Here is a 19,028-nt window from a genome sequence, read left to right as displayed (position 1 = left end):
CGAGGCTAGGGCGCCGGCGCCCGTGGTCTCAGGAGGTTGACAGCGGCGGTGCCGAGCGATCGCGACTGCGCCCAGACAGCGTCCGGACAGCGTCGGCGCTCGCGCCACCGCAACGGCGCCGTCTCAGCTCCGAGACGACGCGCGACATCGCTCGTGATGAGCCGAGCGTGCGCGAGCCGAGCGAGCACTTCGACGCGCACGCGGCGGACGCGCGGACCGTCCGAGGCGAGGGCGGCGGCTCCCGCGACCCGCCACCAGGCATCCATCACCGCGAGCACCTCGGCGGCGTCCCGCTCGTCCGCCAGCTCGCCGGTCAAACGCCCCACGCCGGATTGCCGCCCCCGACGATCCGCGCGTCGCGCGCGCCACCACAGCAGGATGCCGCCTGCCGTCGCGATCACGAGGAGCGCGAGCCCGGTCGTGGCGGCGAACGGATGCTGCGCGTCGATCTCGCTCCAGCGTGCGGTGAGCGCGACGGCCCCGGCGAGAAGCCAGAGCCCGGCGCACAGCAGGATGAGCACCGCAGGCACCCGTGATCCCCACAGCGATCCGTTCGCACGGCGCGGCTCGAGCCAGACGAGGAAGGCGAGGGATGCCGAAGCGCACAGGCCCGCCGGCAACAGCGCGGCCTGCAGCGTGAGACCGCCGCGCGACGAGAGCACGAGCGCCGCGGCGACGGCGGCGAGCACGAACGCCAGGACGAGAGCCATGCGATGAGAGGTCACGGTGGGCCGCAGGGCTCGTGCTCCGGGATCGCGTCGGAGATTCGCCGCGACGACGGCGTCCAGGCGTGCGCGCTCGTGTCCCGTGCGGAGATGCGGGTCGGCGACGAGCACCGCGACGCGCCACGCGTCCTCGACGGCGGCGGCGGCATCCGCATAATCGGCGTCGAAGAGCAGCAGGTCGATGCGCCCGAGAGTGCGCTCGTCGATTCCCGTCGCGGAGGAATGCCCGTACCCGGCCATCGCCACCTCCCGTCCGTGCGTCGGATCGTCGGGATGCGCTCAGCGTACGCTCCCGCGCGCGCCCACGGCAGTCAGGTCACCGGGTGCGCGCGAAGGTCCTGGGCGAGCATGACGATGATGCCACTCGGATCGCGCAGGTAGGTGAGCGACGCAGTGCATGCCGATCTCATTCGGCAGCGTGGGCGACGACAGTGGCGTCGAGATCACGCACGGCGATGCCGACGTTGACGAACGAGATCACCATGTCCAGATGCTACTGCGCGCTCCACAGCGCATCGGCGTCGAGGGTGAGATCCATCACCTGTCGCAGCAGGCCGCCCATGGTCGTCGCGCCGAGCAGCACGTAGCGGTCGTACTCGCCGAGCGGCGCGATCTCCGCGAGCTGCCACGCGGCGGCGAGCGGATCATCGGACAGCTCGGTGGCGGCATCCCACCGCGCGTGCGGGGCACGGGCGATCACGCGGCGCACGATCGACTCCGCCTCGGCGCGCAGAGGCGCCAGAGCCTCGTTCCAGATGAGCGGTGGCACCGGGGTGATCTCCGCGCGCGGGTACGGGTCGTCCTCCAGCCATCGTTCGGCCACGAAGCGATCGGTGCCCACGGCAACGATCTGCAGGTCGTCGGCGCCGGCGGCTACGCGAACGAGCCGCGCTCGTGTCCCCAGGGAGAACCGCTCGTCTCCGCCACCGGACTCCCGTCCGCGCTCGATGAGCACGACTCCGAACTCGGGTTCGTCGGCGTCGAGCAGTCGGCCGATCATCGTGAGATATCGAGGCTCGAAGACGCGCAGCGGGATCGGGGCGTGCGGAAACAAGACCGATCCGAGTGGGAACATCGGCATCTCGGACATTACTGCAGTCAAGCACCGCGGACGTACAGTGGAAAGATGCCTCGTCCACGACCCGATACCCCCGGCGCCGGCCAGGAGTCGGTCTGGGACTATCCGCGACCACCGCGCATCGAACCGGTCGCCGCCCGGATCACGATCCGTCTCGGCGGCGAGATCATCGCCGACACGCGACGCGCGGTGCGCGTGCTCGAGACGAGTCATCCCCCCGTGTTCTATCTGCCGATCGCCGATTTCACACCCGACGCGCTGACTGCCGGTGCGGGTTCGTCCTTCTGCGAGTTCAAGGGTGCGGCGCGGTACCTCGACGTGCGCGGCGGTGGCGAGATCCGTCCCGCGGCGGCGTGGAACTACCCGCATCCCTCACCGGGCTTCGAGGCGCTCGTCGACCGGGTCGCGGTCTACGCGCAGCAGATGGACGAGTGCACGGTCGACGGCGAGGTCGTGGTCCCGCAGCCCGGAGGGTTCTACGGCGGGTGGATCACGTCGGCCGTCGTCGGACCCTTCAAAGGCGTGCCCGGGTCGATGGGATGGTGACGGCTGGCGCCGTCGTCACACGTTGAAGCGGAACTCCACGACGTATCGTTCGACCTCTGCCGCGATCTGTTCCCCGCTCATGTCCGACACATCGATCACCCCGTGAGCATCGACCCACGGCGCGACCTCCCGCCCGGCAACCTCGGGCCAGGTCGGCTCGACGACGTGCGTGAAGCCTCGATCACGTTCGCGGAGTCGCGACGCGTGGCCGATGGTGTCGCTCATCGTCAAGACGACCCAGCACAATCCCGCGTCCGCTGAGTCGGCCGCTCGACGCCAGGTCTCACGCGCTGGCTCGCTGTCATTGACGGCATCCACCACGACCGTCCGACCGGTCCGCAGATTCAGTTCAGCCATCGCGCGAACCGCTTCGTAGGCGGCGACGCCCGTCTCCCACCCGTGCGGGAAGCCCGCACCGAGCAGGGCTTCCTCGACCGGGTCGATGGACAGACGCGTCGCGCCGAGACGAGCACCGACGAGGTCAGCGACGGTCGTCTTGCCCACGCCGGGCAGCCCAGAGATCACGATGAGCATCAGATGCCTAACTGTGACGGAACTCCACGACGTCGCCGTCCTGCATGACGTAGTCCTTGCCCTCGAGGCGCGCCTTGCCGGCCGCACGGGCCGCCGCGACCGATCCCAGCTCGACCAGGTCGTCGAAGGAGATGACTTCGGCCTTGATGAAGCCCTTCTCGAAGTCGGTGTGGATGACTCCCGCCGCCTGCGGCGCCTTCCAGCCCTTGCCGATCGTCCACGCGCGGGCCTCTTTGGGCCCCGCCGTGAGATAGGTCTGCAGGCCCAGCGTGTCGAAGCCGATGCGCGCCAGCTGGTCGAGGCCGGACTCCTCCTGCCCCGTGGATGCCAGCAGCTCTGCGGCATCCGCCGGATCGAGGTCGATGAGCTCCGACTCGATCTTCGCGTCGAGGAAGACGGCCTTCGCCGGGGCGACGAGCGCCTCGAGCTCCGCCTTGCGCGCGGCATCCGTCAGCACCTGCTCGTCGACGTTGAAGACGAAGATGAACGGCTTCGCGGTGAGCAGGCCCAATTCCTTGATGGGAGCGAGGTCGAGGTTCGACCCCGACAGAAGCTCACCGCGCTGGAGCGCGTCGCGCGCCGCTTCCGCAGCCGCCAGCACCGACGGGTCGAGCTTCTTGCCGCGCACTTCCTTCTCGTAACGCGCGATCGCCTTCTCGAGGGTCTCGAGGTCGGCGAGCTGCAGCTCCGCGTTGATGGTCTCCATGTCGGATGCCGGGTCGACCTTGCCGTCCACGTGCACGACATCGCCGTCTGAGAATCCTCGGACAACCTGGGCGATGGCGTCCGCTTCGCGGATGTTCGCGAGGAACTTGTTGCCCAGACCTTCGCCTTCGCTCGCGCCACGGACGATCCCCGCGATGTCGACGAACGACACTGCCGCGGGAAGCGTCCGCTCCGAGCCGAACACCTCGGCGAGGCGGTCGAGCCGCGCGTCGGGCAGGTTCACGACGCCGACGTTCGGCTCGATCGTCGCGAACGGGTAGTTCGCGGCCAGGACCTGGTTCTTGGTGAGCGCGTTGAAGAGGGTCGACTTGCCGACGTTCGGGAGACCGACGATTCCGATGGTGAGTGCCACGGGATTCGATTCTACGCGGGCTTGTCATTCCTTCCGCGTGCGGAACGCGTGGGTCGTGTACGGCACCTCGATCGTCCGCTCGCCCGTGGCCCCCACCTCGTCGAAGAGGTGCTCGATCTCGCGATCGATCCGGGTGCGCTCATCGGGCGCAGCCGTGATGATGTAGCTGCGCGAGTGGACCATCGCGGTGAGAGCGGCGCGCGTCATCGGACGCGACCACTGCCACTCGCGCTCCTCCAGCGCGCCGAACGGGGCCGCCACCGTCGGCCCACCCTCAGCGAGGAGCTGCTCCGCATGCGACCCCCGCATGATCTCGGTGAGCCGCGCGACCCACGGTACCCGCTCATCGCGGATGTTCCAGATGAGGCCGAGAGCGCCCCCGGGTTTCAGCACGCGCCCGATCTCGTCGGAACCTGCGATGGGGTCGACCCAGTGCCACGCCTGTCCGAGCACGACCGCATCGACACTCTCGTCCGGCAGCGTGACCCGCTCCGCCGTCCCGACGAGCGTCTCGACGCCGGGGAGCGCCGCGCGCAACCGGTCGAGCATCGCGGCATCCGGTTCGACGGCGATCACCTCGCCCGCGAGGCGCTGCACGACGCGCGTCAGCTTGCCGGTCCCCGCGCCGACGTCGGCGACACGCGGGCGCTTCCCCGCGTGCTCCAGAAGCCACGCGACGGCATCCTCCGGATAGTCCGGCCTTCCGGTGTCGTAAGCCTCGGCCGCGACGCCGAAGCTTCTCGCCATGTCATCCCGTGTCGCCATGAACGCGACGATACGCCCGCGCAGCGACATCCGCGCGCAACAGGATGCAACCTCCCGCCGCATAGCGTCGGGGTATTCGGCGGCGAGTTCTGCCGCACCGATCGAACACGAGGAAGTGATGTCGATGACTACTGTCGCCCCCACCAGAAGCGACGCCCGCACGGCCCCCACGACGATGCGCGCCGCCGTCGTCGTGAGCTCCGGCCAGCCCCTCGTCGTCGAGGAGGTGCCGATCCCCACACCCGGTCCGGGACAGGCGCTCGTCCGCGTCATCGCGAGCGGGGTCTGTCACACCGATCTGCACGCGGCGCGCGGCGACTGGCCGGTGGCACCGAAGGCGCACCTGATCCCGGGTCACGAGGGCTATGGCGAGGTCGTTGCGCTCGGTGACGGCGTGACGACACTCGAGGTCGGGCAGAAGGTCGGCAACGCTTGGCTCTGGTCGGCGTGCGGCGTCTGCCAGTATTGCCGCACCGGCTGGGAGACCCTGTGCGAAGAGCAGCAGAACGGCGGCTACTCCGTCGACGGGAGTTTCGGGGAGTACATGCTCGTCGACGAGCGCTACGCCGCACGCATCCCCGACGGCGCCGACCCCGTCGAGGTGGCGCCGATCCTCTGCGCGGGAGTCACCGTCTACAAAGGACTCAAGATGACGGGAGTACGACCCGGTGAATGGGTGACGATCTCGGGCATCGGCGGGCTCGGTCACATCGCCGTCCAGTACGCCCGCGCGATGGGCATGCGCGTTGCCGCGGTCGACGTCGACGACGCGAAGCTCGAGCTCGCCCGCCGGCACGGCGCCGAGGTCACGGTCAATGCCGCGACGACCGACCCCGGCGAGGCCATCCAGGCGGCGACCGGCGGCACCCACGGCGTGCTCGTGACCGCCGTGCACCCTAGGGCGTTCGACCAGGCACTCAAGGTCGTGCGCCGTGGCGCGACGATCGTCTTCAACGGCTTGCCGCCGGGAACCTTCGACGCGGACATCTTCGACATCGTGCTCCGCGCGATCACGATCCGGGGCTCGATCGTCGGGACCCGCCAGGACATGATCGAGGCCCTCGACTTCTACGCGCGCGGAGAGATCCACCCGACCGTCGCCGTCGAGTCCCTCGACGACATCAACGACATCTTCGAGCGCATGGAGCACGGCAAGATCGACGGCCGCGTCGTCATGACGTACTGACGGGGGGAAGGATCCGGGAGGGGTGGCCGCAGCAGGACCATCCCTCCCGGTACGTCCGCGCGACACGGCTCGCGGCGCGCCTGCGCCGCGCTGCCGCGACCTCGGGTGAGAGTGGAGGCGTGGGACTGGACTTCACTGCGATCGACTTCGAGACGGCGAACTCCTCCAGCGCCTCCGCCTGCGCCGTGGGTCTCGCCCGCGTCAGGGACGGCCGCGTCGTCGAGACGACCGGGTGGCTCATCAAACCGCCGCCGGGGCACGACACGTTCTTCGAGCTGAACGTCGGCATCCACGGCATCCGCTCCACCGATGTCGAGAACGCTCCGACGTGGACCGCGCAGCTGGAGGATCTGTGCGCCTTCATCGGCGACGACGTGCTCGTCGCGCACAACGCCGGCTTCGACATGGGGGTGCTCCGCCGCGCCTGCGAGGCGACGGATGCCGCGTGTCCGCCCTATCGCTACGCCTGCAGCGTGCAGGTCGCGCGCCGGACGTACGACCTCGCCTCCTACCGGCTGCCTCTCGTCGCCGCGGCCGCCGGCTTCCTCGACTTTCCGCACCATGACGCGACCGCGGATGCGCTCGCGTGCGCGCACATCATGATCGACGCCGCTCGTCGTGCCGGAGCATCCGACATCATCGAGCTCGCGATGCTGCTCGGCGTACGCGTGCCGCAGATCCCGGTCGCGGCTCCCGCGTCGGTCTGAGTCGGTCCGCACCGCTCCGCCGTGTTCCGGGGAGCCGCGACGGCGATGTCGGACGTCTCCGGCATCCTGACGATATGGACGCCACCATCGTCATCGCTCTCGCGCTCGCCTGCCTCTTCGCCGGAATGCTCGCAGGGTGGTTCGCCGCGTCCGCCCGCGCGGCGGAGCGCGCCGCGGCGGAGCGCGCCGAGCTCACCGCCCGCGCCGTCTCCGCCGAGGCCGCGCGGAGCTCGCTCGGGGACCAGCTCGAACAGCAGCGCGCCCTCACGCGCGAGCTCGGCGCCCAGGTGCGCAGCGACCAGGCTGCACAGCAGGAGCGGGAACGTCGCGAGCAGGTGGTGCTGCGGGCACTCGCGCCCGTCCAGGAGACGCTGCTGACGATGCAGCACAAGATCGACGAGCTCGAGCGCGAACGCCAGGTGCAGTACGGCTCGCTCGCCGAGCAGCTGCGCCGCGCGCACGCGTCCGACGAGGCCCTGCGGGCGACGACCGAATCGCTCGCCGGCGCTCTGCGCTCCAATGCGACCCGCGGCGTCTGGGGAGAGACGCAGCTGCGTCGTGTCGTCGAGTCCGCGGGTCTGACGCGGTACGTCGATTTCGACACCCAGGCGTCCATCGTCTCCGACGCGGGAGCGGGTCGCCCCGACATGATCGTGCGTCTGCCGGGCGGCAAGGGGCTCGCCGTGGATGCCAAGGTCCCGCTCGACGCGTACCTCGAGGCGTCCGCGATTCCGCCGACGGCTCAGGGCGACGATGCGGCGCGGCGCACCCAGCTGCTGCAGAAGCACGTCAAGGCGGTCCGCGCGCACATCGACGCGCTCGCGAAGAAGACCTACTGGGCAGGGCTCGAGTCGAGTCCCGAGTTCGTCGTCTGCTTCATCCCGAGCGAGTCACTCCTCGCCGCCGCGCTCGAAGAAGACCCGAGCCTGCTCGATTACGCCTTCGGCAAGCGCGTCGCGCTCGCGTCACCCGTGAACCTCTGGGCTGTGCTGAAAACGGTCGCGTACACGTGGACGCAGCAGGACGTGTCGACCGAGGCTCGCCGCCTCTTCGCGCTCGGCAACGAACTGTACGAGAGGCTGGGCGCGCTCGCCGGCCACGCCGACGACCTGCGCCGATCGATCGAGCGGACCGTCGAGAGCTTCAACCGCTTCACGGGCTCGCTCGAGTCGCGGGTTCTCGTCAGCGCGCGACGATTCCCCGGCATCGACGAGACCAAGCTGGATGCCGCGGCCGCCCCAGCGCCGATCGAGAAGCATCCGCGCACACTGACGGCGCCCGAGCTCACCGAGCAGCTCAGCGCTGACGTCGGCGATCTGCGGGAGCGACTGTGATCGGCGTGATCAGGCGCCGGGGAAGAGGTTGAGCAGCGCGACCACGGCGATCGACACACCCGCGAAGGCACCGATCATCCACCAGGCATTGACCTGGTGGCCCTCGGGCATCCGCCGGCGCAAGAGCACATCGGGGCGACGCGACAGGTCGACGGGGACCTCGATCTGACCGGTCCTCGGACTGCTGGCTGCTGCGGACATGTGAACCCCCGGGAAATGACGTAGACGACGTTCAGGTCGCCGGTGACCGTCACCCATTGTGCCAGAGGCGGCGCTGACGCGCCGGAGTGCCGGCCGGATCTTTCCCAGACGGTCACCGAGGCGCTACCATCCGCCGCGCGCGGGACCTGCGCACGGCGGCGTCACAGCCACTTGGACGCGAGGTGCTCCGACGTGATGCGACGGAGCGTGCCCGAAGCGCCGCGCAGCACGATGCTCTCGGTGATGATGTAGTCGGGCCCGGAGCGGCGCACGCCCCCGACGAGTTCGCCGTTGGTGACACCGGTCGCGACGAAGATCGTGTTCGTGCCCGTGACCATCTCGTCAGCCTCGTAGACGTAGTCGTCGAGCTTCAGGCCGGCATCGATGCCCTTCTGCTTCTCTTCGTCGTCACGCGGCCACAGACGCCCCTGGATGTGCCCGCCGAGCGCCTTGATGGCGCAGGTCGTCGCGACGCCTTCGGGCGACCCGCCGATGCCGATGCACATATCGGTGCGGGCGTTGTAGCGTGCCGCGTTGATGCCGCCGGCGACGTCGCCGTCGCTCATAAGGCGCGTTCCTGCGCCGGCCTCACGGATCTCCTCGATGAGGCGCGCGTGGCGCGGCCGGTTGAGCACCGAGACGACCATCTCGTCGACCGGCTTGCCGAGCGCCTTCGCGAGGCGGTGGATGTTCTCCGCCACGGGAAGGCGGATGTCGACCACTCCGACGCCGGCGGGCCCGGTCACGAGCTTGTCCATATAGAAGACGCTCGAGGCATCCAGCATCGTGCCGCGATCGGAGACGGCCAGGACCGAGAGGGCATTGTTGCGTCCTTCCGCGGTCAGGGAGGTGCCGTCGATCGGGTCGACGGCGATGTCGCACTGCGGCCCGCGCCCGGTGCCGACGTGCTCGCCGTTGTAGAGCATGGGCGCGTTGTCCTTCTCGCCCTCGCCGATGACGATCACGCCGTCGAAGTTGACGGTCGAGAGGAAGGCGCGCATCGCGTCGACGGCGGCACCGTCGGCCAGCTCCTTCTGCCCTCGCCCGATGAAGGGAACGGAGCGGATCGCGGCGGCTTCGGTCGCGCGGACGAGCTCCAGAGCGAGGTTGCGGTCGGGATGCAGGGGACTCATGTCCGCGGTCAGGCTCACCATGCTCCGAGACTACGACCATCCTTGTCGCGACGTGGGAAGATTCACCCCGGCGTCGCATGAAGGAATCGCACTTCTTTCACCCGTGCGAGGATCAGCCGAACGGCGGTTTTGGCCGGTCGTTCCCGCGTCGCCTCCGACCCGCCTTCGCTAGAGTGACCGGTGGAGACATCCGCAGACCTGAGGAGTGGAAATGCCCGTCGCAACCCCCGAGCAGTACGCCGAGATGCTGGACAAGGCGAAGGCGGGCGGCTACGCCTTCCCCGCGATCAACGCCGCCAGCTCGCAGTCCATCAACGCCGTTCTCCAGGGCCTCACCGAAGCCGGCTCCGACGGCATCATCCAGGTGACCACGGGCGGCGCCGACTACTTCGCCGGCCACACCGTCAAGGGCCGCGCAACGGGCGCCCTCGCGTTCGCGAAGTTCGCGACGGAGGTCGCCAAGAACTACCCGATCACTGTCGCGCTCCACACCGACCACTGCCCCAAGCCCGCGCTCGAAGACTTCGTGCTGCCGCTCATCGCGGCATCCGAGGAAGAAGTCAAGGCGGGCCGCAACCCGATCTTCCAGTCGCACATGTGGGACGGCTCGGCCGTGCCGCTGGACGAGAACATCGAGATCGCCAAGGAGCTCCTGCCCCGCATGAAGGCGATCAACGCGATCCTCGAGGTCGAGATCGGCGTCGTCGGTGGCGAAGAGGACGGCGTCAAGCACGAGGGCTCCAACGAGGCGCTCTACACGACGACGGCCGACGTCTCGAAGTTCGTCGACGCCCTCGGCCTCGGCGAGAACGGTCGCTACATCGCCGCGCTCACGTTCGGCAACGTCCACGGCGTCTACAAGCCGGGCAATGTGAAGCTGCGCCCCGAGCTCCTGGGCGAGATCCAGGCGGGCATCGCCGAGCGCTTCGGTACCGGCGAGAAGCCCCTCGACCTCGTCTTCCACGGTGGCAGCGGTTCAACGCCCGAGGAGATCGCCCTCGCGGTCAAGAACGGTGTCGTGAAGATGAACATCGACACCGACACGCAGTACGCCTTCACCCGTTCAGTCGCCGGCTTCATGTTCCAGAACTACGACGGCGTCCTGAAGGTCGACGGCGAGGTCGGGAACAAGAAGGCCTACGACCCGCGCGCCTGGGGCAAGATCGCCGAGTCGGCGATGGCCGCCCGCGTCGTCGAGGCGACGCAGCAGCTCGGTTCGGCGGGGCACTCGATCAGCGCCTGACCCGCGCCCCGTCACGCGAGAAACCACGCCTCGCCCGAGAGCCACCGCAGCAGTGGTTCCCAGGGCGGGTGTGGTTTCTCGCGCTATGGGGGGTGAGGATGCCACGGTTCAGGGCGCGCGGTACACGTCGAGGATGGTCGGCGCCCCCTCGGGGCGATACTCGATCACGATCTCGTCCCCCGCGGCGACACGCCCCGAACGCAGCACCTTGAGATAGGGGCCGAGACGGCGCGCGTCCGAGAATCGCCTGACCCAGCCCCGCGCCTCCGCTCCGCCGATGCGGCGCGCGAACGTCTGGCACGGGGTGCGCGGCATCGTGACCTCGACCCGCAGCCGGTCGCCGATGCGCCAGACCTCCCCGATGCGCGCGGCGTTCACGTCGACGCCTTCGGTGCGCAGGTTCTCACCGAACAGTCCGGGTGGCACGTCGCGGCCGAGCTCGGCCGCCCACCACTCGGCATCCTCCTTCGCATACGCGTAAAGCGCCTTGTCGAGCCCTCCGTGATGCTTGCGGTCGGCCTGCACATCGGCGTACACGCCGTAGGGTCCGATCTTGACGGCGCCCTCGACGGGCCGCTTGTCGATCGCGGTGATGCCGATCGTCCCCGCGTCGGGGAGCAGTGCGTGGACGGCGCAGACGGCGACGAGCTGAGACATGCGCGACATCGTACCGACTGCGGCGAGTCGACCCGGACCGGTGCGCCCGTCAGCGCACGAGATGCGCCGCGATGGCGGGATCACCGAAGAGGGGCACCATGAGGCACGCGGTGAGCGCCGTGTAGGTGACGATCGCTCCGACGAGCGGGATCCACCACGAGATCCGCCCCCGTGAGAGCACGCGCAGCGACACGATCGCGGTGGCGAGCCAGCCGAGCACCAGCAGCGCGGCACCGATGCGACCCCAGAGGTCACCCTGTGCGATATTGGTGAACTCGCCGGCGATTCCCGCGACACGCATCCACGTCTGCGCGAAATCGGCGAAGTGCCAGAGCTGCGCTACCGCGCTGATCACCGTCACCAGCCCGTAGGCGAGGAGGATGAGTGTGATCACCCGATCCGCGCGCCGCGTCGGCTGCGCGGCGCGTGTCGTCGCGTGCATCGGACGAGTCGATGGCTGCGGGGGCGCGACGGGGCGCGGCGCCGCAGGAGCCGCATCGTCGTACGCGAAGGACGGCGCGGGCTCACGGATCGCGGCGCGCTGCTCCTCCGGGGTCGCGTACTCGCCGTACTGCGGCGCGGGCCGCGGCGAGGCGGAGTCCGGCGCCCCGGCCGACGTCGTCGCGGCATCCGGCGTGCCAGGTCTGGCGTCCGCACGATCCGACGGGCCCCGCGCGCCGTCGACGCCGGTCACGAGCGGTTCCGTCCCCCCAGCGCGCGGCCGTCGCGGCGACCCTCGGCATCCTGGCGCAGCTCCTTGGGTAGCGAGAACATGAGGTCTTCCTCGGCCGTGCGCACCTGCTCGACGTCGCGATATCCGGCGCCGGAGAGCTCCTCGAGCACCTCACGCACGAGGACTTCGGGCACGGACGCGCCGCTCGTGACGCCGACCGTCTCCACGCCGTCGAGCCACGACTGCTCGATCTCGTGCGCGTAGTCGACACGGTAGGCGGCCTTCGCCCCGTACTCGAGCGCGACCTCGACGAGACGCACGGAGTTCGAGGAGTTGGCCGACCCGACGACGATCACGAGATCCGCGTCCTTCGCGACCTTCTTGATCGCGACCTGCCGGTTCTGCGTCGCGTAGCAGATGTCGTCGGACGGCGGGTCCTGAAGCTCGGGGAACCGCTCGCGCAGTCGCCGCACGGTCTCCATCGTCTCGTCGACGGAGAGGGTCGTCTGCGACAGCCACACGACCTTCGAAGGATCCTTCACGACGACGGTGTCGGCATCGGCGGGCGAGTTCACGACCGTGACGTGATCGGGCGCTTCGCCGGCGGTGCCCTCGACCTCTTCGTGCCCGTCGTGACCGATCAGGAGGATCTCGTAGTCGCTCTTGGCGAACCGCACCGCTTCACGGTGCACCTTCGTCACGAGCGGACAGGTCGCGTCGATCGCCTGCAGACCCCGATCGGATGCCGCGTTGACGACGGCGGGTGAGACTCCGTGCGCGCTGAACACCACGTGCGCGCCCTCGGGTACCTCGTCCACCTCCTCGACGAAGATCGCACCCTGGGCCTCGAGTTCGGTGACGACGTGGATGTTGTGCACGATCTGCTTGCGCACGTAGACGGGCGCGCCGAAGCGCTCGAGCGCCTTCTCCACGGCGATAACCGCGCGGTCGACGCCGGCGCAGTAGCCGCGCGGCGAGGCGAGCAGCACCTTCTTGGAACCGGCCACCGGGTTATCCTGAAGCCGCCCTCGCGGACCCGGGATGCGGGGCGACGGAAGACGGACGGCTGTGCTGCTCACGCTTCCGATTCTAGAGAGGACTCGCTGGGTGAAGGCCCGGTACGCGTTCGACCACCCGCGGGAGAGGCAGCGATGACGACTTTCGAACCGGCGCCCGGCCAGGCGCCGCCGCCCGACTCGGTACATCCGCGGGATTCGTCCCCCGAGACGCCGACGTCGATCTCGCGCCTGAACGAGACGATCCGCGGCTTCGTCGCGAACTGGGGCTCGGTGTGGGTCGAGGGCGAGATCACGGCGTGGAACCTCCGCGGCGGTCATGTGTTCGGCCGCCTCAAGGATGCCTCCGGTGACGCCCTCATCTCCTTCCGTCTGTGGTCATCGACCCTCCAGCGGCTCCCCGACGATCTGAAGCTCGGCGACCGGGTCGTCGCGTGCGTGAAGAGCGACTACTTCGTGAAGTCGGGCGATTTCACGTTCACGGTGTCGGCGATGCGCCACACCGGCCTCGGCGATCAGCTCGAGCGCCTGGAACGTCTGCGGGCACAGCTGCGCTCCGAAGGGCTCTTCGACCCGTCCCGGAAGAAGCGGCTGCCCTTCCTCCCCCACGTCATCGGCCTCATCACGGGCGAGCGCAGCGATGCGGAGCGCGACGTCCATCGCAACGCCGAACTGCGGTGGCCGCACGTGCGCTTCCGCACGATCCATGCCGCCGTCCAGGGCGACCGGTGCGTCCCGGAGACGATCGCGGCCCTCCGCACGCTCGACGCCGATCCGGAGGCCGACGTCATCGTCATCGCGCGCGGCGGCGGCGACCCGCAGACGCTGCTCGGGTTCAGCGACGAGAAGCTCGTGCGCGCCGTGGCCGCGGCGTCCACTCCCGTCGTCTCCGCGATCGGGCACGAGAACGACCATCCGCTCCTGGATGACGTCGCGGACCTTCGGGCCTCGACGCCGACGGATGCCGCGAAGCGCGTCGTCCCGGACGTCGCCGAGCAGCGGTCCATCGTGCAGCAGCTGCGCAGCCGCGCGCGCTCGCGCCTCACACAGCGGGTCACGCACGACATCGCGCAGCTCGACCAGTTGCGCAGCCGCCCCGTGCTGCGCGCACCCGAGGGCATGCTCGTGGCACGCTCGCACGAGCTGTTCGCGCTCACCTCGCGCGGACGCGACGTGGTCACCCGCAGCGTGCACGAGGGCGAGCGACGCGTCGCGCAACTGCAGGCATCACTGCGCGCCCTCTCCCCCGGCGCGACCCTCGCCCGCGGCTACGCGATCGCGCACACCGAAGGCGGCGTCATCGTCCGGGATGCCACGCAGGCGCCCGCAGGCACGGCGGTCGTCGTGACCGTCGCGGAAGGCTCCTTCGCGGCGCGATCAGAGGGTCCCGTGGCCGAGGACGCGCCCGCCCCGTGAGCCCGGTCAGCGCGTCGGCACGCCCGGTCCATCTGTGTCGCGGCGCCGTTCTAAGATGGAGGTCATGACTGCCGACGCCGCCGCCGACGTGGCGAGCCTGTCGTTCGAGCAGGCCCGAGACGAGCTCGTCCGGGTCGTCGCAGAGCTCGAACAGGGCGCGCCGACCCTCGAACAGTCGCTGGCGCTCTGGACGCGCGGCGAAGCACTCGCGGCACGCTGCGAGGAGTGGCTCGTCGGAGCGAAGCGCCTGCTCGATGCCGCCCGTCCCGCTGAGGCCGACGCGTGAACCGCCCTCACCCCCTCCCCTCGATCGCGACGGCGGAGTGATGGCATCCGCGCCCCGCATCGTCGCCGAACTCGGCCGTCCCGAGACTCCGCAGGAGACGGCCGATCGCAAAGCCGCGTCGTCAGCCGCCTACCGCTCCAGCAAGACGTTCCGGAACCTCATCGCCGCGCTCCTCGTGACGGTCGCCGTCGTCGCCGTCGTCTATCTCGGCGTCCCGCGTGGCTCTCTCGCCGAGCCCGAGCCCGTCGATGTGGCCGCCGCGGCCGCGCAGGTGTCGGCGTCACTCGAGCACCCGATCCTCGTCCCCGCCGTCCCCGCCGACTGGCGGGCGAACTCGGCGCGCGTGGAGGGTCAGATGTGGCGGGTCGTGTACGCCCCGGCCTCCGGCTACGTGCGTGTCGCGCAGGCGATCGACGCCCCCGACGGATGGGTGCAGACCGAGCTCGGCGGCTATGCGCCGACCGGCTCCGTCACGATCTCCGGCATCGAATGGGATGAGTACCGCATCCCCTCCGCCGGCCGCACCGACTCGGTGTCGTATGCGCTGGCGACGGATGCCGGGAACGACATCGTGCTCGTGTACGGCGACACCGACCCCGACACCGCGGCGATCGCGGCGGGAGGCGTCGCCGACCAGATCCGTGCCCTGCGTGAGGAGACACCATGACCGAACAGGCCGCACCCGCCCGGGAGACTCCCGCAGTCGTCTGGGCCGACATGCGCGCCGGCAACGCCCGATTCGTCGCCGGTGAACCGCACCACCCGAACCAGGACGTCGAGCGTCGCCACCTGCTCGCGGCCGCCCAGACGCCGCGCGCCGCGCTCTTCGGCTGCGCCGACTCGCGCCTCGCGGCCGAGATCATCTTCGACCAGGGCCTCGGCGACCTGTTCGTCGTGCGTAATGCCGGCCAGGTGGCATCCGACTCGGCCATCGCGAGCCTCGAGTACGCCGTCGCCGCGCTCGACGTGCCCCTCATCATCGTGCTCGCCCACGACGCGTGCGGTGCCGTGCGAGCCGCGATCGACTCGACGACACTGGAGAGCCCCGAACTGCCCTCGGGCATCTGGCAGCTCATCGCCAAGATCGTCCCCGCCGCGCGAACCGTGCTGCGGGAGAACGACGGCGTCGACCCCCGCGAGCTCGACGCCGAGGACGTCGGCATCGCGCACCTGCGCAACACGATCGATGACATCCTCGCCTCGTCGCGACTCATCGCCGACGCGGTCGCGGCGGGGCGCCTCGGCATCGTCGGGGCGAACTACCGCTTGAGCGAGGGCACCGCCGTGCCGCACGTGACCGTCGGCATCGCCGACTGAGATCTACGAACCAGTACACACACGAGGACGTGAGATGACCGACACCACCGAATACCGCATCGAGCACGACACCATGGGCGAAGTGCGCGTTCCCAAGGACGCCCTGTACGCCGCGCAGACCCAGCGCGCGGTGGAGAACTTCCCGATCTCCGGCACGGGCCTGGAGTCGACCCAGATCGCCGCGCTCGCCCGTATCAAGAAGGCCGCCGCGCTCGCCAACAAGGAGCTCGGCACCCTCGACGCGGGCATCGCCGACGCGATCGCCGCCGCAGCCGACGACGTCATCACCGGCCGCTACGACAGCCACTTCCCCGTCGACACCTATCAGACCGGGTCGGGCACGTCGTCGAACATGAACATGAACGAAGTCCTCGCGACTCTCGCGACGCAGAAGCTCGGCGCCACGGTTCACCCGAACGACCACGTCAACGCCTCGCAGTCGTCGAACGACGTCTTCCCGACCTCCGTGCACATCGCGGTGACTCAGGCCCTCATTGACGACCTGATCCCGGCGCTCGACCACCTCGCCGTCGCCCTCGAGGCGAAGGCCGAGCTGTGGAAGGATGCCGTCAAATCGGGCCGGACGCACCTCATGGACGCCACCCCGGTGACGCTCGGCCAGGAGTTCGGGGGCTACGCCCGTCAGATCCGCCTCGGCATCGAGCGCGTGCAGGCGGTCATCCCTCACGTGGGCGAGGTGCCGCTCGGCGGCACTGCCGTCGGCACCGGCATCAACACTCCCCTAGGGTTCCCGCAGAAGGTCATCGCGCTCCTCGCCGCCGAGACGGAACTGCCGATCACCGAGGCGAAAGACCACTTCGAGGCGCAGGCGAACCGCGACGGCCTCGTCGAGGCATCCGGAGCCCTCCGCACGATCGCGGTCTCGCTGACGAAGATCAACAACGACCTTCGGTGGATGGGGTCGGGCCCCAACACCGGCCTCGGCGAACTGCACATTCCCGACCTGCAGCCCGGCTCCTCGATCATGCCCGGCAAGGTCAACCCCGTGGTGCCGGAGGCGACCCTGATGGTGTGCGCGCGCGTCATCGGCAATGACGCGACCGTCGCGTGGGCGGGCGCCTCCGGGTCGTTCGAGCTCAACGTCGCGATCCCGGTGATGGGCACGGCACTCCTCGAGTCGATCCGACTGCTGTCGAACGCCATGCGCGTGCTGGCCGACAAGACGATCGACGGCCTCGAGGCCAACCGCGAGCGCGCCGCTGCCTTCGCTGGCATGTCGCCGTCGATCGTCACGCCGCTGAACAAGCTGATCGGCTATGAGGCGGCCGCCAAGATCGCCAAGCACGCCGTCGCGAAGGGCATCACGGTGCGCGAGGCGGTCATCGACCTCGGCTACGTCGAGCGCGGCGATCTGACCGAGGCACAGCTGGACGAGAAGCTCGACCTGCTCTCGATGACGCACCCGGGGTGATCTGCGCGGGGACCGGCACGGTTCCCCTCTCCCGACGGGCCATAATGACAGGGTGACCCGCTCGATGGCCGCCGGGGGACACCGCCGGCGCCACCTCCGTACGCTCGGCCTCGTGCTGACGATCGTGGGGGCGGGGTTCGCGGTGACCGCGCTTGCGGTCCTCGGCATCCTCGCGCTCACCGATGCCGACGTCTCCTGGAGTGCGATCGCCGCCTACGGCATCGGAGCCCTCGCGACGCTCGTCGTCACCGCGCTCGTCGGGTGGACGGTCCTCGAGCCGCCGGCACCGCTCACGCCCGCGCCGGCGGGCGACGGCGCCGAAACGTCGTTCGAGATGCAACGCCGCCTCCTCGACGATGTCCGTCACGAGCTGAAGACCCCGATCACGATCGTGCGCGGACACCTCGAGATCATGAATCCGGACGACCCCGCCGACGCCGCCGCCACCCGGGAGCTCGGCATGGCCGAGCTCGACCGCATGACGCGCCTCATCGGCGACATCGACCTGCTCGCGGCGGTCGAGGCCGACAGCTTCACGATGAGCGATGTGGATCTCGCGGCGCTGACGCAGCGCGTCGGTGAACTCGTGGCCGTGATCCCCGGTCACACGTGGAGTGTGGAGCAGAGCGCGGGGGGCGTCATCCACGGCGACCGCGATCGCCTCCTGCAAGCGTGGCTGCAGCTGGCGGACAACGCGGCAAAGTACACGCCGGCCGGCAGCGGGATCGAGATCGGCAGCGCCGTGCACCCCTCCGGAGCGCAGCTGTGGGTGCGCGATCACGGCCCCGGCATCCCACCCGCGATGCGCCACCGCGTCTTCCGGAGGTTCGACCGCGGCGCCGGCAAGCGCTCGGTCGGCGGTTCCGGCCTCGGGCTCGCGATCGTCGACACGATCGCGAAGGCGCACGGCGGCCGGTGCACCGTCGCCGACACACCCGGCGGCGGTGCGACCCTGACGATCGAGATCCCACTCGGTACCGGGGCGACCCTTCCCACACCGGTACGCGCCGGTGACGTGGTGACCCAGAGAGAGGCATCCGGATGACACGCATCCTCGTCGTCGACGACGAACCGCACATCGTCTCCCTCGTGACGCGGGCCCTCCGCGCCGAAGGCTTCGACACCGTCAGCGCCGACGACGGCCAGGAGGCGCTGGATGCCGCGCAGGGCGATGACATCGACCTCGTCATCCTCGATGTCGGCCTACCGTCGATGGACGGGTTCGACGTCCTGCGCGCGCTGCGCGCGCAGGGCGGACGCATGCCGGTCATCATGCTCACCGCCCGATCCGGCACGTCCGACACGATCGAAGGCCTGGATGCCGGGGCCAGCGACTACGTGCCCAAGCCTTTCTCCGTCGCTGAACTCCTTGCGCGCGTGCGTTCACGGCTGCGGGAGCGCACCGGCGCGATCACGATGGTGCTGACGCACGGCGATGTCACCGTCGACCTGCTCGCCCGGCGCGCGACGGTGGCGGGGCGTGAAGTGGATCTGTCCGCACGCGAGTTCGCTCTGGCCGAGCAGTTCCTGCGGCATCCGGACACCGTCCTCACCCGCGAGCAGCTCTTGAGCCGCATCTGGGGCATGGACTTCGATCCCGGGTCGAACGTCGTCGACGTGTACGTGCGCTACCTGCGCGGCAAGGTGGGCAGCGACCACATCGTGACCGTGCGCGGCGAGGGCTACCGCTGGGAGTAGCCC

At 69.8% G+C, this 19,028-nt stretch carries 22 protein-coding genes; 12 read left to right on the top strand and 10 right to left on the bottom strand.

Annotated features, from left to right (window positions below; genetic code table 11):
• Positions 1 to 5: 5 nt before the first annotated feature.
• Together WFI52_RS02935 and WFI52_RS02930 are read right to left on the bottom strand one after the other, a co-directional pair.
• Complete coding sequence (locus tag WFI52_RS02935) at positions 6 to 965, bottom strand: hypothetical protein (RefSeq protein ID WP_336625087.1); 960 nt, start codon at positions 963 to 965, stop codon at positions 6 to 8.
• 253 nt (positions 966 to 1,218) lie between these two features.
• Positions 1,219 to 1,815 carry an LON peptidase substrate-binding domain-containing protein gene (locus WFI52_RS02930; RefSeq protein WP_336625088.1) on the bottom strand — a complete coding sequence of 199 codons (597 nt, stop codon included), beginning with the start codon at positions 1,813 to 1,815 and terminating at the stop codon, positions 1,219 to 1,221.
• Between the two features lie 36 nt (positions 1,816 to 1,851).
• Between WFI52_RS02930 and WFI52_RS02925 the strand changes: the two genes are divergently transcribed.
• The gene (locus WFI52_RS02925; RefSeq protein WP_336625089.1) at positions 1,852 to 2,349 is read left to right on the top strand and encodes a DUF427 domain-containing protein; all 498 of its coding nucleotides are present in this window, start codon (positions 1,852 to 1,854) and stop codon (positions 2,347 to 2,349) included.
• A gap of 15 nt (positions 2,350 to 2,364) precedes the next feature.
• Here WFI52_RS02925 and WFI52_RS02920 read toward each other — a convergent pair whose 3' ends face one another.
• The 3 genes from WFI52_RS02920 to WFI52_RS02910 are packed head-to-tail and all read right to left on the bottom strand — an operon-like array spanning position 2,365 to position 4,726.
• Complete coding sequence (locus tag WFI52_RS02920; RefSeq protein WP_336625090.1) at positions 2,365 to 2,883, bottom strand: AAA family ATPase; 519 nt, start codon at positions 2,881 to 2,883, stop codon at positions 2,365 to 2,367.
• A gap of 7 nt (positions 2,884 to 2,890) precedes the next feature.
• Positions 2,891 to 3,961, bottom strand: a complete 1,071-nt coding sequence (gene ychF, locus WFI52_RS02915; protein WP_336625091.1) for a redox-regulated ATPase YchF — start codon at positions 3,959 to 3,961, stop codon at positions 2,891 to 2,893.
• Positions 3,962 to 3,985: 24 nt separating this feature from the next.
• Positions 3,986 to 4,726, bottom strand: a complete 741-nt coding sequence (locus tag WFI52_RS02910) for a class I SAM-dependent methyltransferase (protein WP_336625092.1) — start codon at positions 4,724 to 4,726, stop codon at positions 3,986 to 3,988.
• Positions 4,727 to 4,901: 175 nt separating this feature from the next.
• Here WFI52_RS02910 and adhP point away from each other — a divergent pair, with 175 nt between their 5' ends.
• The 3 genes from adhP to WFI52_RS02895 all read left to right on the top strand — a co-directional run bounded on the left by adhP (position 4,902) and on the right by WFI52_RS02895 (position 7,953).
• A complete protein-coding gene (gene adhP, locus WFI52_RS02905) occupies positions 4,902 to 5,912 on the top strand; it encodes an alcohol dehydrogenase AdhP (RefSeq protein WP_442927678.1) in 1,011 nt (336 codons plus the stop codon).
• Positions 5,913 to 6,031: 119 nt separating this feature from the next.
• On the top strand, positions 6,032 to 6,619 hold the full coding sequence (locus WFI52_RS02900; RefSeq protein WP_336625093.1) for an exonuclease domain-containing protein: 588 nt from the start codon (positions 6,032 to 6,034) through the stop codon (positions 6,617 to 6,619).
• A gap of 74 nt (positions 6,620 to 6,693) precedes the next feature.
• Positions 6,694 to 7,953, top strand: coding sequence for a DNA recombination protein RmuC (locus tag WFI52_RS02895; protein ID WP_336625094.1), 1,260 nt, complete (start codon positions 6,694 to 6,696; stop codon positions 7,951 to 7,953).
• A gap of 9 nt (positions 7,954 to 7,962) precedes the next feature.
• Here WFI52_RS02895 and WFI52_RS02890 read toward each other — a convergent pair whose 3' ends face one another.
• Together WFI52_RS02890 and glpX are read right to left on the bottom strand one after the other, a co-directional pair.
• The gene (locus WFI52_RS02890; RefSeq protein WP_336625095.1) at positions 7,963 to 8,154 is read right to left on the bottom strand and encodes a UDP-N-acetylmuramyl pentapeptide phosphotransferase; all 192 of its coding nucleotides are present in this window, start codon (positions 8,152 to 8,154) and stop codon (positions 7,963 to 7,965) included.
• 161 nt (positions 8,155 to 8,315) lie between these two features.
• Positions 8,316 to 9,308, bottom strand: coding sequence for a class II fructose-bisphosphatase (gene glpX, locus WFI52_RS02885; protein ID WP_336625096.1), 993 nt, complete (start codon positions 9,306 to 9,308; stop codon positions 8,316 to 8,318).
• A 190-nt stretch (positions 9,309 to 9,498) separates the two neighbouring features.
• Between glpX and fbaA the strand changes: the two genes are divergently transcribed.
• Complete coding sequence (gene fbaA / locus WFI52_RS02880) at positions 9,499 to 10,530, top strand: class II fructose-bisphosphate aldolase (RefSeq protein WP_336625097.1); 1,032 nt, start codon at positions 9,499 to 9,501, stop codon at positions 10,528 to 10,530.
• Between the two features lie 108 nt (positions 10,531 to 10,638).
• On the opposite strand, the gene WFI52_RS02875 is transcribed toward fbaA, so the two are convergent.
• The 3 genes from WFI52_RS02875 to WFI52_RS02865 are packed head-to-tail and all read right to left on the bottom strand — an operon-like array spanning position 10,639 to position 12,867.
• Positions 10,639 to 11,187, bottom strand: coding sequence for an MOSC domain-containing protein (locus tag WFI52_RS02875; protein WP_336625098.1), 549 nt, complete (start codon positions 11,185 to 11,187; stop codon positions 10,639 to 10,641).
• 49 nt (positions 11,188 to 11,236) lie between these two features.
• Positions 11,237 to 11,881 (bottom strand): DUF6264 family protein, encoded by a 645-nt coding sequence (locus tag WFI52_RS02870; RefSeq protein WP_336625099.1) that lies wholly within the window; start codon positions 11,879 to 11,881, stop codon positions 11,237 to 11,239.
• Positions 11,878 to 12,867 carry a 4-hydroxy-3-methylbut-2-enyl diphosphate reductase gene (locus WFI52_RS02865; protein WP_336625100.1) on the bottom strand — a complete coding sequence of 330 codons (990 nt, stop codon included), beginning with the start codon at positions 12,865 to 12,867 and terminating at the stop codon, positions 11,878 to 11,880. The genes WFI52_RS02870 and WFI52_RS02865 overlap by 4 nt, the downstream gene beginning before the upstream one ends.
• A gap of 144 nt (positions 12,868 to 13,011) precedes the next feature.
• Between WFI52_RS02865 and xseA the strand changes: the two genes are divergently transcribed.
• From xseA to WFI52_RS02830, 7 genes are read left to right on the top strand one after another with little or no spacing between them, the layout of a single operon-like run.
• Positions 13,012 to 14,292 (top strand): exodeoxyribonuclease VII large subunit, encoded by a 1,281-nt coding sequence (gene xseA / locus WFI52_RS02860; protein ID WP_336625101.1) that lies wholly within the window; start codon positions 13,012 to 13,014, stop codon positions 14,290 to 14,292.
• A gap of 55 nt (positions 14,293 to 14,347) precedes the next feature.
• Positions 14,348 to 14,578, top strand: a complete 231-nt coding sequence (locus WFI52_RS02855; RefSeq protein WP_442927671.1) for an exodeoxyribonuclease VII small subunit — start codon at positions 14,348 to 14,350, stop codon at positions 14,576 to 14,578.
• A 40-nt stretch (positions 14,579 to 14,618) separates the two neighbouring features.
• A complete protein-coding gene (locus WFI52_RS02850; protein ID WP_336625103.1) occupies positions 14,619 to 15,245 on the top strand; it encodes a DUF4245 family protein in 627 nt (208 codons plus the stop codon).
• A complete protein-coding gene (locus WFI52_RS02845) occupies positions 15,242 to 15,895 on the top strand; it encodes a carbonic anhydrase (protein WP_336625104.1) in 654 nt (217 codons plus the stop codon). Before WFI52_RS02850 ends, WFI52_RS02845 begins: the two co-directional genes overlap by 4 nt.
• A 34-nt stretch (positions 15,896 to 15,929) precedes the next feature.
• Positions 15,930 to 17,327, top strand: a complete 1,398-nt coding sequence (locus tag WFI52_RS02840) for a class II fumarate hydratase (protein WP_336625105.1) — start codon at positions 15,930 to 15,932, stop codon at positions 17,325 to 17,327.
• Positions 17,328 to 17,379: 52 nt separating this feature from the next.
• Positions 17,380 to 18,372, top strand: coding sequence for a sensor histidine kinase (locus WFI52_RS02835; protein ID WP_336625106.1), 993 nt, complete (start codon positions 17,380 to 17,382; stop codon positions 18,370 to 18,372).
• Positions 18,369 to 19,025, top strand: coding sequence for a response regulator transcription factor (locus WFI52_RS02830; protein WP_336625107.1), 657 nt, complete (start codon positions 18,369 to 18,371; stop codon positions 19,023 to 19,025). Before WFI52_RS02835 ends, WFI52_RS02830 begins: the two co-directional genes overlap by 4 nt.
• The last annotated feature ends 3 nt before the right edge of the window (positions 19,026 to 19,028 follow it).

The sequence above is a fragment of the Microbacterium sp. MMO-20 genome (assembly GCF_037147735.1).
GTDB lineage: Bacteria > Actinomycetota > Actinomycetes > Actinomycetales > Microbacteriaceae > Microbacterium.
The sequence above is the reverse complement of the archived record's forward strand: the minus strand, read 5'-3'. Positions and strand labels throughout refer to the sequence as shown.

Excerpts from the sequence above, each read along its gene's own strand:
- WFI52_RS02935 (WP_336625087.1), bottom strand. The coding sequence starts at position 965 with ATGGCCGGGTACGGGCATTCCTCCGCGACGGGAATCGACGAGCGCACT.
- WFI52_RS02930 (WP_336625088.1), bottom strand. The coding sequence starts at position 1,815 with ATGTCCGAGATGCCGATGTTCCCACTCGGATCGGTCTTGTTTCCGCAC.
- WFI52_RS02925 (WP_336625089.1), top strand. The coding sequence starts at position 1,852 with ATGCCTCGTCCACGACCCGATACCCCCGGCGCCGGCCAGGAGTCGGTC.
- WFI52_RS02920 (WP_336625090.1), bottom strand. The coding sequence starts at position 2,883 with ATGCTCATCGTGATCTCTGGGCTGCCCGGCGTGGGCAAGACGACCGTC.
- WFI52_RS02910 (WP_336625092.1), bottom strand. The coding sequence starts at position 4,726 with ATGGCGACACGGGATGACATGGCGAGAAGCTTCGGCGTCGCGGCCGAG.
- adhP (WP_442927678.1), top strand. The coding sequence starts at position 4,902 with ATGCGCGCCGCCGTCGTCGTGAGCTCCGGCCAGCCCCTCGTCGTCGAG.
- WFI52_RS02895 (WP_336625094.1), top strand. The coding sequence starts at position 6,694 with ATGGACGCCACCATCGTCATCGCTCTCGCGCTCGCCTGCCTCTTCGCC.
- WFI52_RS02890 (WP_336625095.1), bottom strand. The coding sequence starts at position 8,154 with ATGTCCGCAGCAGCCAGCAGTCCGAGGACCGGTCAGATCGAGGTCCCC.
- glpX (WP_336625096.1), bottom strand. The coding sequence starts at position 9,308 with ATGGTGAGCCTGACCGCGGACATGAGTCCCCTGCATCCCGACCGCAAC.
- fbaA (WP_336625097.1), top strand. The coding sequence starts at position 9,499 with ATGCCCGTCGCAACCCCCGAGCAGTACGCCGAGATGCTGGACAAGGCG.
- WFI52_RS02875 (WP_336625098.1), bottom strand. The coding sequence starts at position 11,187 with ATGTCTCAGCTCGTCGCCGTCTGCGCCGTCCACGCACTGCTCCCCGAC.
- xseA (WP_336625101.1), top strand. The coding sequence starts at position 13,012 with ATGACGACTTTCGAACCGGCGCCCGGCCAGGCGCCGCCGCCCGACTCG.
- WFI52_RS02855 (WP_442927671.1), top strand. The coding sequence starts at position 14,348 with ATGGAGGTCATGACTGCCGACGCCGCCGCCGACGTGGCGAGCCTGTCG.
- WFI52_RS02850 (WP_336625103.1), top strand. The coding sequence starts at position 14,619 with ATGGCATCCGCGCCCCGCATCGTCGCCGAACTCGGCCGTCCCGAGACT.
- WFI52_RS02845 (WP_336625104.1), top strand. The coding sequence starts at position 15,242 with ATGACCGAACAGGCCGCACCCGCCCGGGAGACTCCCGCAGTCGTCTGG.
- WFI52_RS02840 (WP_336625105.1), top strand. The coding sequence starts at position 15,930 with ATGACCGACACCACCGAATACCGCATCGAGCACGACACCATGGGCGAA.
- WFI52_RS02830 (WP_336625107.1), top strand. The coding sequence starts at position 18,369 with ATGACACGCATCCTCGTCGTCGACGACGAACCGCACATCGTCTCCCTC.